General features: G+C 45.7%; 11 protein-coding genes. 3 read left to right on the top strand and 8 right to left on the bottom strand.

Annotation, left to right across the window (positions count from 1 at the left end; all coding sequences use genetic code 11):
* Nucleotides 1-102: 102 nt before the first annotated feature.
* The gene (locus tag C1T21_RS01160) at nucleotides 103-2,529 is read left to right on the top strand and encodes a UvrD-helicase domain-containing protein (RefSeq protein WP_103046878.1); all 2,427 of its coding nucleotides are present in this window, start codon (nucleotides 103-105) and stop codon (nucleotides 2,527-2,529) included.
* A 271-nt stretch (nucleotides 2,530-2,800) separates the two neighbouring features.
* Here C1T21_RS01160 and csaA read toward each other — a convergent pair whose 3' ends face one another.
* A complete protein-coding gene (csaA, locus tag C1T21_RS01155; RefSeq protein ID WP_069291001.1) occupies nucleotides 2,801-3,133 on the bottom strand; it encodes a chaperone CsaA in 333 nt (110 codons plus the stop codon).
* A gap of 56 nt (nucleotides 3,134-3,189) precedes the next feature.
* Nucleotides 3,190-4,095 (bottom strand): DMT family transporter, encoded by a 906-nt coding sequence (locus tag C1T21_RS01150; RefSeq protein ID WP_103046877.1) that lies wholly within the window; start codon nucleotides 4,093-4,095, stop codon nucleotides 3,190-3,192.
* A 157-nt stretch (nucleotides 4,096-4,252) separates the two neighbouring features.
* Between C1T21_RS01150 and C1T21_RS01145 the strand changes: the two genes are divergently transcribed.
* Entirely contained in the window at nucleotides 4,253-5,146 is an 894-nt protein-coding gene (locus C1T21_RS01145) for an AraC family transcriptional regulator (protein WP_103046876.1), read from the top strand.
* 84 nt (nucleotides 5,147-5,230) lie between these two features.
* Here the strand turns inward: C1T21_RS01145 and C1T21_RS01140 are convergent, their stop codons facing one another.
* Nucleotides 5,231-5,497: a hypothetical protein gene (locus C1T21_RS01140; RefSeq protein WP_103046875.1), complete on the bottom strand. Its 267-nt coding sequence runs from the start codon at nucleotides 5,495-5,497 to the stop codon at nucleotides 5,231-5,233.
* A 524-nt stretch (nucleotides 5,498-6,021) separates the two neighbouring features.
* Here C1T21_RS01140 and C1T21_RS01135 point away from each other — a divergent pair.
* A complete protein-coding gene (locus C1T21_RS01135) occupies nucleotides 6,022-7,992 on the top strand; it encodes a glycosyl hydrolase (RefSeq protein WP_103046874.1) in 1,971 nt (656 codons plus the stop codon).
* A gap of 258 nt (nucleotides 7,993-8,250) precedes the next feature.
* Here C1T21_RS01135 and C1T21_RS01130 read toward each other — a convergent pair whose 3' ends face one another.
* The 5 genes from C1T21_RS01130 to C1T21_RS01110 form a co-directional block, all read right to left on the bottom strand.
* On the bottom strand, nucleotides 8,251-9,930 hold the full coding sequence (locus C1T21_RS01130) for an ABC transporter substrate-binding protein (protein WP_103046873.1): 1,680 nt from the start codon (nucleotides 9,928-9,930) through the stop codon (nucleotides 8,251-8,253).
* 42 nt (nucleotides 9,931-9,972) lie between these two features.
* Entirely contained in the window at nucleotides 9,973-10,911 is a 939-nt protein-coding gene (locus tag C1T21_RS01125) for a carbohydrate ABC transporter permease (RefSeq protein ID WP_064796667.1), read from the bottom strand.
* A gap of 14 nt (nucleotides 10,912-10,925) precedes the next feature.
* A complete protein-coding gene (locus C1T21_RS01120) occupies nucleotides 10,926-11,882 on the bottom strand; it encodes an ABC transporter permease (RefSeq protein WP_069010822.1) in 957 nt (318 codons plus the stop codon).
* 86 nt (nucleotides 11,883-11,968) lie between these two features.
* Nucleotides 11,969-13,519: a response regulator transcription factor gene (locus C1T21_RS01115; RefSeq protein WP_103046872.1), complete on the bottom strand. Its 1,551-nt coding sequence runs from the start codon at nucleotides 13,517-13,519 to the stop codon at nucleotides 11,969-11,971.
* Nucleotides 13,516-15,297, bottom strand: coding sequence for a cache domain-containing sensor histidine kinase (locus tag C1T21_RS01110; RefSeq protein ID WP_103047028.1), 1,782 nt, complete (start codon nucleotides 15,295-15,297; stop codon nucleotides 13,516-13,518). Before C1T21_RS01110 ends, C1T21_RS01115 begins: the two co-directional genes overlap by 4 nt.
* Nucleotides 15,298-15,361: the final 64 nt, after the last annotated feature.

The raw sequence follows: 15,361 nt of genomic DNA, 5'->3' as shown, positions 1-15,361 counted from the left end.
TGTTCTTATCGTCAGCTAAAGCTGACTAGAACTCTATCATACCAAAAACTACCCCCATTTGTGAAAATGGAAGATTTTAAGAACGAAAGGGGTTTCAGGATTATGGACCCAAATCCTTCTTTTTACCCCCGACCCATCGGGGTTCCTTATTCAACGTCGAGCCCTCAGGCACGTCGTGCTTCCATGGATACCAGTATGACGCTGGTGCCTGACACCGACCAAGACTCGGCCTATTTTCGTGCTTTAGAGAACGCCGGCATTCACCTGAACCGCCCCCAGATCCAGGCCGTCCGCCACGGCAAAGGCCCCCTTCTGACCCTTGCAGGGGCGGGCTGCGGTAAAACCACAGTGCTGGCTGCCCGCGCAGGCTACCTCATGGCGATGCGGGATGTCCCTGCATCGTCCATTCTGCTGGTGACCTTCACCAGCAAGGCAGCTGCCGAAATGAAACTGCGCATCGCGGGATTACCCGGTGTGCGCCCTGCCGCTGCACGTGCAGTTCAGGCTCGCACGTTTCACTCATTCGCTTTGGCGATGCTGCGTCATCGCGGCGTGCAAGATGAAGTGTTCGGTGAAACGCAGGCCCAGCATACCGTCATGAAAATGATGCTGCGGCAGCTTGGGCTCAGCGAGGCTTTCCAGCCAGAAAGCCTGCTGTCTGCCCTCTCCGCCTGGAAAGCGGAAGGCCGCAGCGCGGACGAGCTGCCGGAAAGCGTGCGCGAGGAATCGGATGCCAAGCGTGCCATGCTCGCCTATGAAGCGTGGAAACAGGAACGCAATAAAATGGATTTTGACGATATTCTGCTGCGTGCCTCCGCACTGCTGCGTGACCCGGATGTGCTTCAGCCGCTTCAGCGGCGTTTTTCACATATCATGGTCGATGAATTTCAGGATACGAATGCCCTGCAATATGAGATGGTGCAGCGATTGGCTGCCCGACATCGCAATCTGATGGTTGTGGGGGATGATGATCAGACGATCTATACCTTTAATGGAGCACGCCAGGAATCCATTCTGGAATTTGACAAGGTCTATAAGGATGCAAAGGTCATTACCCTGGATATTAATTATCGCAGCGATGCGCGGATTTTGGGGCTGGGCTCTAACATTGTCGCCAAAAATGTTCATCGACGCTCCAAACGTCTTTCGGCTGCCGGGCGTGAAGGCTTGCCGCCGCAGTTTGCCACCCCATCCGGACCCGAGGAGGAAGCGGGGCATATTGTTACTCATCTACTCGGGCAGGTAGAGGAAGGTCGGCTGCGCTACCGGGATATCGCTATTTTGCACCGGACAGCCAGCGGAAGCCGATCTATTTTTGAGCAATTAATTATGCGGGATGTCCCATTTATTCAGTACGGGGCAGGGGCTGTATTTTATGATCAGTCCCTGATTCGTCCCTTAATGGATCACCTGCGTTTGTCGCTGAATCCCCGGCGTATAGAATCCATTCCGAGCACCCTTGGGCCGCTGTACGTCTCCCGCGAGGCGGGTATGGAATGGATTATGCGCGAGGAGAAACAGCAGGCTAAAAAATACCCGCTGATTCATCTCAGCCGCTGGGATCGACTACGTGATTTTCAGCGTGAACAGGTGAAAGAGCGTATTCGTCTAATTCGCAGTCTCACTACAATGAAGCCTGCCTATGCCATTCAAGAAATGCGGCGAGTCTTTTATGACAAATATTTGGAAAGCGGAGATACGGGCGCGTGGACTCATTATAAGGAAACGATGCAAGAAAGTCTGGAGGAGCTCGAAACGGCAGCCAAGCGGTTTGACACCGTGGAGGCGTTCGTCAGCTTTGCGGACGAGCTTTCCGAGCGTCACCGCCAAATGGAATCGCTGCGCAGAGAAGAAGACAGCGATGCTGTTCGGCTCATGACGATCCACCGCGCCAAAGGGCTGGAATTCCCTTGCGTATATTGGATCGGAGCCAGCGAAGGCATTCTGCCGCACAGCTCGGCGCTGCACAGCGAGCTTCCGGAGGATCGGCGGGCAGGCGCCGCCCCGACTACCGCTGTGGATAACGAGGCAGCGCTTGAAGAAGAGCGCCGCCTCGCTTATGTGGCCGTCACCCGGGCGAAGGAGTTGCTATACATCACCTCTCCCGCCTCTAATCATGGCAAGCCTGCCGCCGTGTCACGCTTCCTACTGGAAGCCTACGGGGTCACTCCTGAGGCTTCCAAGCCGGAAACACGCCGCAGCAGCTTCGGCCAACCGAAGGGTGCTTCCGGGTATAGCAACCGTGCTGGCGCTGGATCGCCAGCGTCTGGCACAGCGACCCGCGTGAGCAGCAGGCCGGGACCAGGCAGCGCTACGACACGGACGACCTCGTCGGTGGCAGGGTCTCCGGCGGAGCCACGCATCAACGTGCCTGTGTGGAAATGCACCGACGGTGCCTGCAAAGCGTGGATGCGTCGCGACACAACAAGCGGACGCCGTACAAGCGCGGCTAGCACAGGCACGCCGCCGGTGTGCCCGCTCTGCGCCTCCCCGATGACAGAGGGGACACGCAGCATCCCAGCCAGATAAGCATAAGGCGCATAGCTGGTATGGAGAATTGTGCTTTTACTGGACTGGTGACACTCGTGATTTCCAGCCTAACTGTTGCAGATTATTAATGAATCAAAAAAGTTAAGTTGTAGACAGACCAATAAAAGAAAAGGCGGCAGACTAGGATATGAAAATAAAATCCTAGTCTGCCGCTATCTGTTTTAACTTGCTATCGAACGATCGTATCCCGTTAGTTCAATGCCTTGCCTGTTGTGAAGTTATACATTTTAATGATTAAACAAGCGTTCTATCACCCAATAGGTGTTCCGTCAGGTAGTTTGGTATCTGGTTTCAATAGAACCACATCCCCCTTTTCGGGTATTCCTCCAAGGACCAATACCTCTGACTTAAAGCCTGCTATCCGTCGAGGTGGAAAGTTGACTACACCTATGATTTGTTCCCCTATAATATCTTCAGCCACATATCTTTTTGTAATTTGTGCACTCGAAGCTTTTATTCCGATATCTTGTCCAAAGTCAATTTCAAGTTTAATAGCAGGTACTTTTGCTTCTGCAAAAAACTCAGCTTTAATTATGGTTCCAACTCGAATATCTAGTTTCAAAAAATCATCAATCGTTGCCATCTAAACATTCTCCTCATCGATTGTTTTATTCAATTTCGCGATAATGAATTTCAAATTTAATATTTTGCAACCGTAGTATACTTTAAAGATTTTGCCCAAAAATACATCCCCATACCGAATAAAGTCATGATTCCACCTATGAATTGAAATGCAGAGATTATTTCTCCCAAGAATAAGTAGGCGAGAATTATGGCAAGAACAGGCTCCCCAATAATACCAACTGAGACTGTAGTTGCACCCATTGATTTCAACAACAAATTAAAAATATATTGTCCGAAAATAGTTGGGATTACTGCAAGTAACAAGAAATAAATCCAATCCGACGAGTCATATTCGATCAAGGCATAATGATTCAACAAATTGTAGACCAGCATGACGCTGCCACCAATAAAAAAAACAATAACACTATATACATTTGCATTTATTTTGTGGCTTACTTTCTGTCCTGCCAACATATATGCTGAAACCAAAATTGTTCCTACTAAAGATAATCCATCTCCGATTAATGCCTCTCTCGAAATCCCAATGTCTCCCCAAGCTATAATGATTGAACCGATAAGAGCGGCGATCAAACAAAGAAGGGTCAATATGTTTGCTCGTTCTCTGAACATAAAGTATGAACCCATCATTACAAATAAAGGCTGTAAGGATAAGATGACCATGGAACTCGCAACTGAGGTATATACTAATGATTCCATCCAGAATAAGAAATGCAACCCGAGAAAAAGACCAGCTATGAAAACGGTACTCCAATCTTTTTTGTTCATTTCTAAGGAACGGAACATTTTCCAAGGTACAAAAGGAAGCATTATGAGTACTGACATATACAATCTGTACATCCCAGCCACAGAGGTTGGAGTATCTGAGGATTTTATCATGATGGATGAGATAGAAACAGACAGTATGCTGATTAAAAGCAAAATATACGGATGAAACGGTAACGACGATTGATTTATTTTCACATGTACGCCTCCAAGATGTCTTATCCAATCGCCTGTGCACAGGATTGTAATGATAAGCCAAAGATCTGGTATAATAATATCACCACTTTTATTTTATTTGTGTAACTATATCTTTAATTTATATAGAAATATCGTCATCAGAAAGGACCTCGCTAAAATGGAAAAACAATTGCATGAGACCATTCTATATCCCGATGTTTCATTTCCATACATCATGTACACCCATACTATTCATGCAAGTAATCCTGAAGGTAGAGGATTCAACGATTTACATTGGCATGAGGAACTACAAATCACTTTGGTTACCAAAGGAAAGCTAGTGATACAAGTTAATGGGATTGATCATGAATTAGAAACAGGTCAGGCCATTTTAATTAATAAAGGTGTCCTTCACGTTACTACACACCTTACACATAACGGTCAATATGTCAGTTTTAATTTCCCTGAGAAGCTGCTGGCCTTTTATGCAGATAGTGCGATGGAAAAAAACTATGTACTGCCTTATACAAACTCTCTCTTATTGTCCTTAGTAATCAAAGGAGATGTTGAATGGCAAAATCAAATACTGCAAATGCTTTGGGATATGAAACAGAAATTTGATATGAAAAAAAAATGGGGCTGGGAATACGAGGTTTCCATCAAAACGGCACAATTATGGTTAGTCTTAATATCTAATATTTCGCTGTCTTCTGAGGAAGCACCTAAATACATGAAATTGCAACAGGAGCGACTTCAATTGATGCTCAGCTTTATCCATCAAAACTACTCAGACAATATAACACTGCAAGAAATTGCTGCTATAGCACATTTAAGTATTTCGGAATGCACTCGTAGTTTTAAGAGAACCATTCATATGACACCTTACGACTACTTAATTAAGTACCGTATCAAGAAAAGCAGCGAGTTATTAATTTCAACAGATTCTACAATAACTGAAATAGCCCACAGAGTGGGGTTCAATCATGTAAATCACTTCATTCAGTCTTTTAAGAAACATCATAAAAAAACACCTAAAGAATTCCGGAAATTTAGAAATGAAATCAAGGATTAAGAGCTATTTCTTTTCTGATTGTCTGTACCATCACGTGTAGTACGGTTCCCGTCGATTAATCTTATATAATCCTGCTGACACTGTTTAATTGAAGTATGGTAAGTGATCTCGCATAAAATGGGTTAACGTATCCTTTAAATTTTTATGCTGTTTCATATATTGGAACAAGATGGCCGTGGTGAGCACGATTTCAGAGTCCTCGATACTAATAATCCAAGACGGTGGCTCCTCAGGATTATAACTAAATTCGCTAACGATGCCGTATGCTACACCTAGCTTATCAATTCTCTTGTGTAAGATCTGATGGATCTCGTCAGTCAGTTGATAAATATTAATATCACTCTGTTCCAAAGCCCTCTTCCTCCTTTAGATCGGGCTATTCCCCGATAATCCCGTTTGACTAATTGTTTCGTAGGTGAGCAATTGATGAGAAATCATTTATTAGTCCCTTTCATTACACATACTTTTCCTATGCGTGGAATACTTACTGGCATGATACCACAAATTGAAACTATTCTTCCCGCTTATCCCATATAGCCTTAAAAAAATCTTGGGTTATACATTTCAAAAAATATGAATTGTTTGCCGCCAGAGTATAAAAATCCATAATTTAAGGATGATTTTTTCCGAAATTCATTGTATGGTTCCTGCCTCGCGTCTAATTTATGATGAAATGAAAGAGAGGTGAGGCACTGAAAAAATTAATGACAAATATTGAAAACGCATACAATTGAAGAAGGAATGCTGGTGAACGGCGAATCATCTGTCATCAATTACTTCAAAGTACTTAATGAGTACGCACTAATGAAAGCGTTTTCCGAACTAGCGTTGCAGGTTAACTAAGGCGTTAACATCTAATTCAAGGAGTGAGTCATATGCCAGACCCATGGAAAAAAAGGTTTTTCAGTATTCTCAGTTTTATTCTCTTATCCTTTTTGTTGGTATCTCTCAGTTTAATTCCAAACTTAGCAAAAGCAGAATCAGCTCACTTGGTCACCGATGTTGATGGCCGAACAGTGATGAATGCAAGTCAAGATTTATCCACTAGCGGCAATTCCTCTCCTATAGTCGTCAGCTCCAAAGATGCAATTCTTCAAGGTTACGGCGTAGAAAAACGGGATACTCCCTATACCGGCGATACACTTTATAAAGGCGATGGCTATGTATCCTTCTTTTATGACTATGACCCAAACTCAGGAAAGTCTGACGGGACGGCTACGTTTAAAGTGAACGTGCCTACAGCAGGTCTTTATAGGCTGAGCCTCGGCTACTACATTCCGGCGGACACCGGCTCCAAGGATACCAGCATCAAGGTCAATGGCACAATGGCTGAAAACGTAACGCTGGCTGCTCCTCCGAAAGGTGCGGCGGTGAACGAGAAAATGGTAACTAAGATCATGCTGAATGCTGGCACAAACGAGCTGACTTTTTCAAGAGGCTGGGGATATTACGGGATCGAGTATGTGAAGGTTGAATTCGCCAATCTGCCTGCTGCAATAAGCAAAATGGAAGCCGAAGACGGAGCCATTACTGGTGAGGTCAGCATCGAAGCTGCTGATACGGGTTATTCCGGTACCGGTTACGCAGCCTTTAAAGGCACAGGGTCGTTAACCTTTGCCTATAACGCAGCCTCAAGCGGGCTTTACAATCTTGCAATCGGTTACAGTAACCCCAATGGAGACAAAAAGACCCAATTGGTGGTCAATGGCCAGACCAGCGAAACATCACTCCCGACAACAGCAAGCTACACAGAGGTATCTGGCGGCAAACTGATGCTGAGTGCGGGAAACAATACCATACAGTTCAATGTCGATTCGGACCAATATCATTTCGACTACGTCAAGCTGTCAGCAGTGTCCCCCCCGAAACTGCATCAGATTGAGAAAAAGCCCGTAAACCCGAATGCGACTGCGGAAACCAAGGCACTTATGGGTTATCTCGTGGATGTTTACGGGAACAAAATTCTTTCCGGTCAGCACACTCTTGAGGATGCCCAGTGGATTAAAGACCAAACTGGAAAGTATCCTGCGATGTTATCAACGGACATGATGGATTATTCCCCCTCTCGCATCGAACATGGCGCCACCTCAACTGAAGTGGAAAAGGCGATTCAATGGGCCAAAGAAGGTGGAATTGTCACATTCGCATGGCACTGGAATGCTCCTAAGGGACTGCATGATATTCCCGGCAAAGAATGGTGGCGCGGATTTTACACGGACGCTACTACATTCGACGTTCAATATGCGCTTACTCATCCCGAGTCGGAAGAGTATCAGCTTATCCTAAGGGATATCGATGCTATTGCTGCTCAGTTGAAACGTCTCCAAGACGCTCACGTTCCGGTGCTGTGGAGACCACTGCACGAGGCGGAGGGCAAATGGTTCTGGTGGGGCGCCCAAGGGCCAGACTCCGCCAAGCAACTGTACCATATCATGTACGACCGCCTAACAAACTACCATCACCTGAACAACCTGATCTGGGTATGGAACTCCGAGAGCCCCGAGTGGTATCCGGGAGACGATGTCGTCGATATTGTAAGTGTGGATATCTACAACCAGGCGGCTAATTATAGCCCAAGTATCGGCAAGTATGACAGCTTGGTGAATCTCGTGCAAGGCAAGAAGCTGGTTGGTCTGTCCGAAAACGGCCCGATTGGCGATCCTGAATTACTTCAAACATATTCAGCGCATTGGCTCTTTTTCACCACATGGACAGGCGACTTCATCCGCAACGGACAATATAACTCCCTGGATCATCTCATAAAAGTGTTCAACAGCGATTACGTGATCACGAGGGATGAGCTTCCCCAAGACCTATTTACTTCGTCCAAGAATGAAGCGGAGTAAATTACTTTGAACGTATCCGTAACTATACCGTCCCATCCAGCGTCGTAAAGTAACGAAGTAGTCTTCCTCTAACAAACAGCGGCTACCTCTGAAAATAACCAGGGTACCGCTGTTTATTTGTACCTCAAATGCTCCATATTTCTATTCTCCCGTTTCGTTAATGTAGCTACTTTTCTAACAAAGAGACCATTATGAAAAAGGACCGTCTCCTCTCCGGCAGGAAAGTGGAAACGGCCCCGTTCTTTTATGCGAAACGAGTTAGTTCGTGGACCACAGCTTAATTCGGTCTTGGATATGCTTGGTAAAGGATTGTTCCATTTCTTGTACTCCGGCTTTCTCCAGTTCTGCCATATAGGCATCCCAAACCTTATCAAAGTTTTCCGGCTTGGTCATGACCGCTTCCGGAATTCGTTTCCAGGTAATATCCTTCATCTTGGCTCCGAGAATAACAGCCGGATCGTCATTGGGAAGAGACATTGTATATGCTGCTCCGTATGCTCTAGGCGGAAATTCCTCTTCCTTCGGGAATAGATCTTTCCAGTGCTCGATCTTATAAGCCTTCAGAACTTCCTTCTCCGACTTATTGTAAGTCGCTGTCAGCAGTTCTGGATAACTACGAGTGAAATAGTTGCCGGTTGAGTCCTCGATGCCATCACCATAATGGACCGACAAGTTCCAATATAGGCCGATTCCAGACTCTTTTTGGAAAGCCGCATTGTCATTGTTTATCCGTTCAAGTACAGCCGGAGTAATCGTCCGTTTGCCGTCTTTCATCGTGTAATGCTTTCCTTCAATTCCCCAGTTATTCAGGACTTGCCCCTCTTCCGATGCTAGAAAGTCGAGAAACTGGATAGCGCGTACCGGATCCTTGCATTTGCTAGAGATTGAGATCCCGTACCCCCCATCAAAACCAGGCAGCCAGAAGTTGGTATCCTTGTACTCCTTGCTCATGGTAACTGGATAATGACCGTAAGTCTGATCGAATTTGCCCTCCGCCTTCAGCGCATTTTGTCCGTCGCCATAGTCCCATTCCGGATCGGCCAGGCCCAGTACGCGACCTGAAGCCACTTTCGCCTTAAACTGGTCAGTCTTTTGCACAAAGCTTTCCGGATCAAGTAATCCAATGGCATTCATGTGATTCAACCAGCGAAAATATTCTTTTTCTTCCGGTCGACGGAAATGATAAGTCGCTTGGTGTGTTTTTTGATCGATGTAGTATTCGCCATCGTCTGGTCCCCCAGTTGTTTGGAATCCTGAGTTCGTTACCTGGTACATATGCCAATCGTCCGCATTTAGGGACAGTCCGATATTTTTGTTGCCATTTTCATCCGTCGGATGCTTGGTTAGATAGTCCTTAATGACTTTTTCGAAATCCTGTACCGTACGAATGTCTGGGTATCCCGCTTCCTTGACGACACGGTGTTGGAGTTTAAATCCTACGTCGGGTTTGATTTTTTTCTCTTCGACAGCAGACCAAGTTGGAATCACATAGATTGATGGGTCGTCCAAACTGTACTTTGTTCGAACAAGCTTGTCACCCAGCATTTTTTTGATGTTTGGTGCATGCTTGTCGATCAAATCCGTCAGATCAATAATTGCGCCAGCATCGACAAGTTTGCCGACATCCGCCTTAGCAGCGATTAAATCAGGATAGTTTCCTGTGGCTGCAATCAATGAAATCTTTTGGACCGGGTCGCCGACAGCGAATTCAGCATCTAGGGTTACTCCGGTTTTTTCAGCGATGACCTTACCGACTTCATCCTTCATGCCATTCCAATTTGTGCTGGAGTCTTCCGAAAAATAAGTAAGCGTGATGTCACCTGTTGTTACGGCCTTGGTAGCCTCAAATGGATTATTACCGCTGCACCCTGCAAGGGTCGCCACTAAAGTCAGTGACATTACGAAAGATACGATCATTCTGTTTTTTCTTGACTTCATGGAGCGAAACCTCCCTGTATAATGAATGTTTGCTGCTTCGTTTTAGCTTTTTACCGCTCCAAGCGTCATACCTTTAACAAAATATTTTTGTAGAAAAGGATAGACGATAAGAATCGGTACTGTAACAATGATGGTGATTGCCATTTTGACGGATTCCGGAGACACTTGTGCCATACGCTCAGCCATATTAGCAGCATCCTGGGAATTGGTTGCGCTCGTTGTAGTACTCTGCAAAATTTTCATCAATTCATATTGCAGGGTCGTCAACGATTCGTTAGACCCATTAAACAGATAAGTATCGAACCAAGAGTTCCATTGCCCTACTGCCAAGAAGAGCGCTACGGTCGCTAATGCTGGTTTGCAAAGAGGAAGAATAACGCGCCAGTATATCGTGAAATCGTTGGCACCATCCAGCTTAGCTGATTCTTGTAACGCATAAGGCAGACCATCAATGAAGGAACGAATAATGAAGACATTAAACGCACTTACAAGGCCTGGTAAAATATAGACGGCAAATGTATCAATTAAATGCAATTCCTTCATCAAGATAAAACCTGGGATTAATCCCCCGGAAACATACATGGTGACAGCAAGAAAGATTGAGATGAACCTTCTAGCTTGAAAATCACTTCGTGCAAGCGTATAGGCAAGCATCGAGCCGCTGACCAAGCCCGCTACGGTGCCAATGACGGTTCGCAGAAAGGAGATCTTGAATCCAGTGATTAACCCCTCATAGGTGAAAATCAAGTCGTAATTCTTCAACGTAAATTGCCTTGGCCAGATGGTGATCCCACCTCTAATGGTGTCTACCGAATCGTTAAAAGAGATAGCTAACACATTTAAGAACGGGTAGATCGTCAGAACGGTGACCACAATCATGAAAACATAAACAACTACCCCCAGGATTCGGTCTTGTAGTGATTTCGCCTGAAGCTTGTTGTTTAATCCGCCGACCGGCGTAGTGCTTTTGACAGCCTCCATGTCCATTCTCCTCCTTACATAATGCTCTCGTTGGTATAGCGCTTAAAGATTCCATTAGCCGCAAACAATAGGATCAGGCTTATCACCGAATTAAAAATATTAATGGCCGTTCCGAAAGAGTAACGTCCCATTGCCAGACCATAATTAAGCGCATATAAATCAAGTACTTCAGAGTAATCAATGACCAAGTGATTGCCCAGCAGAAATTGTTTCTCGAATCCTGTACCGAGCAGATGACCAATAGACATAATTAGGAGAATGATAATAGTCGGCCGGATCCCCGGCAGCGTGATATGCCACATTTGCTGTAATCGGCTAGCGCCGTCCACCCGCGCAGCCTCGTATAATTCAGGACCAATACCGGCGATGGCAGCCAGATAAATAATGGCGTTCCACCCCGTTTCCTTCCAGATGTCTCCGAAAGTTACAACCCACCAAAATAATTTACCTTGGGCCATAAACTGGACTGGCTGATCGATGATGCCTAGACCCATGAGCATATCGTTTACGACACCGCCATCCGCTGAAAGCATTTTGGTGACAATGCCTGCAGCAACCACCCATGAAACAAAGTGCGGCAGATAAGATACGGTTTGAACAAATCGTTTTATCACTTGTATGCGGACCTCGTTGAGCAATAGAGCAAAGACAACGGGTACAATAAAACCAGCGACCAGTCCCATAAGGCTCATAGCCAGCGTGTTCCGCAGTACTTGGTAGAAATGATCATCTTGGAACAAAGTACGAAAATGCTCCAAGCCCACCCACTTCTGTTCAAAAAAACTCAAACCGGGTCTGTATTTCTGAAATGCCATTGTCCAGCCCCATAGCGGCAAATACTGAAAGATGAAGACCCAGATCACAAACGGAATGGACATATAATAAAGATACCTTTGGCTTTTAAATACCTTCCAAGCATTCCGCTTCGGTTTTTTGTATACGTTTTCCGAATTTGCTGTTACCGCTTTCATTTTTTTCATCCCCTCTCTTAAATCCATCATAAAACAGAGGAGAGTCAGAGCCCATACAACGGATTTCGGGAAAAATCATACACAAATTATGGATTTCTATATTCCGAAGGTGAACAGCCTTCGTACCTTTTGAACTTGCTATAAAAGTAGTTAACACTTGTATAGCCGACGCTTTCAGCGACTTCGTAAACTTTCATTCCCTGGTCCAGCAACTCCTTTGCCTTGTGGATACGGACTCTGTCCAGATAGGTGTTAAAGTACTCCCCAGTCTTGTTCTTGAATAGCTGGCCCAAATAGGCAGTACTATAGTTTAGTAGTCCAGCCAGCGTTTCCAGCTTCAGGTTGTCTGTATAATGACTGTGAATGAAGTCGATCATTTTTTTGAATTCCTGCTCCTTTCCACGAGGTTCGGAGTCTTTCGCCAAAGCTAGCAGGAAACGGTAGGTCTCTTCCAAAAGATCATGTAAATGATCATGCTGGTATATCCCATTCAAAAAACGGGAAACTTCCTCCGTCTCTTTCAACTCGATACAGAAACCCGCGGTCAGCTTATGAATGACCGCATTGGACATAAAAAAGAACGACTCTTTGATTGACTTCTCATCTTGCCCCTGTTGGAGAAAAAATGCAGCCGCCTCGTTCAATAATGGCAGTATTGCGGTTTGGTTTCCTACTTCCAGACTGTAATACAGGCGGAAGATGAATTCCTCCATCGTTTCCTCAGCTTTATCAGCAGATAATCGGGGGGAATCCAGCGCAGGAGAAAAGAAAGGATACGGACCTAGCAGTCGGTTCTTCTCACTGAAAAAGGATTGTTTTACTGCTTTCTGGGCCTTAAAAAAAGATTTGCAAATATCTTCGGGAACAGACACTCCCCCTCCGGTTGCAGCAACGAACCGTACATTACCAGCGGCGTTACGAATCTCGTTATACAGACTTTCACGTCGTTTCCTTCCGTGCAGCGGCTCGTTGAGCAGAAGGACCGTATAGGGGGGAATCACAGTTACAAGCCCCATCATCTGCCCTTCTATCTTTGGTTTTAACTCAATCGAAAGCCGATTTACCACATCGGCACGATCCACTTCAGAAACACGCGGGTAGACGACTACGACTTCATAGCTGGTCCACAACAAATCCGCTTCTTTTGCCTTACTTCTCAATTTGGCAGGATCCTCAGTTCTCTCTTGCGGGACGAGCAGGCTATGCAGGCAAAAATCACGATTTATAATCTCCCTCTCACGCCACTCTCCTTGAAGTCGCTCCTCTTCAATCCGCTCGCGTATCCTCTTTAAGTTGGCCGACATTTCAGCGACGTCCACCGGTTTAAGGAGATAGCCGACAACCCCGTATTTGATCGCTTGTTTGGCATACTCGAAGTCGGCATATCCACTGAGGATCATAAAATGCAAATGATGACCGTCGGATGTCAAGCGCTCAATCAACTGTAGGCCATCCATAACCGGCATGCGGATATCGACGATTACGACATCAGGGGCTTTTTCCTCGATGACTTCCAGTGCTTCTTTTCCATTGGCTGCCGTAGCTGTAACGATAAATCCGAGGCTTTCCCATGGGATCAGCGTTTGAAGCCCTTGACGAAGCTTCGGCTCATCGTCAACGATGACTACCTTAATCATTTGGATTCACCTCCAGGTATGAAAAACTGAATACAAGTGCCTTTCCCAGGCTCGCTCTCAATATGTAAAGCACTTGAGGTCCCATACAGTAAGACTAAACGATCATTTACGTTTCGTAGTCCAATTCGCTGGACCTCCTGTTCATGTACGGATGCAGCAAGCTCTGCTTGTACTAGGGCGAGACGATCGGCCGTGAAACCAGCGCCGTTGTCACATACCATAACTCGAACCCCCTCCGGGATTTCCTTAACTTTCACTTCAATGACAGCTCCTTCTGCTTGATTATCCAGACCATGTACAATGGAATTTTCCACCAATGGTTGGATAATCAGAGGTGGAACCAACATTTTCTCCAAATTTGGATCAACGGTTAAGCGATACTCCAAACGGTCTTCATACCGAAACTTTTGAAGATCGAGATAACAGCACACTTGCTCAAGCTCTTTACGCAGTGGAATCTTGTCGTTACCAGCCTCCAGACTGCTGCGCAACAACGCGCTCAACTGCCAGACTGCTTTAGCGATATCGTCCTGTTGGCGAATGTGGGCCTCCATTCTGATAGACTCCAAAGAATTGAAGAGAAAATGCGGATTGATCTGGCTTGCCAGCATTTTGAACTTGATCTCGTTTTGTCTTTGCTCCACGAGACTTTTCTGGCGATTCGTCTCTTGAACCTCCTGAACCAAATCGTTCACGCTACTGACGAGCGCGTTAAATTCCCTCGATAATAGCCCCACTTCATCTTTCCCATCGATATGGAGATAGGTTTCCCATGAGCCCGCCCCTACTTGGGTCATATGCTTGCTCAAGCGAAGAAGCCTTCTGGATAATAGCGAAGCAGAAGCATAGATAAGCAAGGCTGCAAATATCAGGCTGGCTGTGATCGCGATTCCGCCAAGCCATATCACTTGATTAGCATCTCGGGTAATCTCAGAAACGGAAAAAATGGAAATAATGCGAAGTCCATTCCAGCTGTTCTGTGGAGTTAGATTTGCGATCACCACTTTCGACGCTTTTCCATCGATGAGCATGTTGTAACTTCCTTCCTGATGGAAAAGTATATTTTCGTCGGCATGAATTTCAGAAAGATTCTTCCCGAACAACTCTGCTTCATTAGACGCGACAATCTGATTCCGGTTATCCACGATCAAGGTAGGGAACGATTCCTGATTCAGGATTGAATTTAATTGGCGCTTGTTAACATTTATGACCAGAACCCCTTTTCGTCCTGGTGAATCCACTGAAAATGATCGAATCAGGCTGAGATAATCGGCATCGTCCCTCTCATCCTTAATTAAATTCCAGCCGGCCAATCCTTCCTGCGCGATGGCCTCTTTGTACCAATCTGCGGTTGTGATCTTATCATCCGGCTGGATAAACTCCCAATTATTAAGTGCTCCAGGATTAGAGACATAGACACGGATGCCGGATATCTCTTTGTACAACTGGAGGTAGTCACGAATATCTGTATACTCCCGGTATGCCTGAATGACTTCGATATAGCTGTCATACTTCTGGCTGGCTACCATTTTCATCCGATTGTCATTGGTCAACCGGTACGAGATGTCCAGCGGCACTTTGATCAATTCTTCTGTACGATTTCGGACCCGCTCAACATTGTTGGACACTTGCATAAAGGCGTCTTTAATGACGGCCTCTCGAAGCTTCCCCGTCAGAAACAGGCCACATAACAGTAAGGGAAGAACAGCTACCGAAATGAATGTAAGCGTCATCTTCTTTCTCAGTTTCATGTCATTCATCATTCGTATAAAAAACATGGCTTCCCCCTCCTCGATCAGTACTGCTGCTACACGCAAAATACCCCTTTTCATATAAAAAGGG

It is taken from the genome of Paenibacillus sp. F4 (assembly GCF_002894905.1).
In the GTDB taxonomy this organism is placed as follows: Bacteria; Bacillota; Bacilli; order Paenibacillales; family Paenibacillaceae; genus Paenibacillus; species Paenibacillus polymyxa_B.
This window is presented reverse-complemented; position numbering and strand designations above follow the sequence as displayed.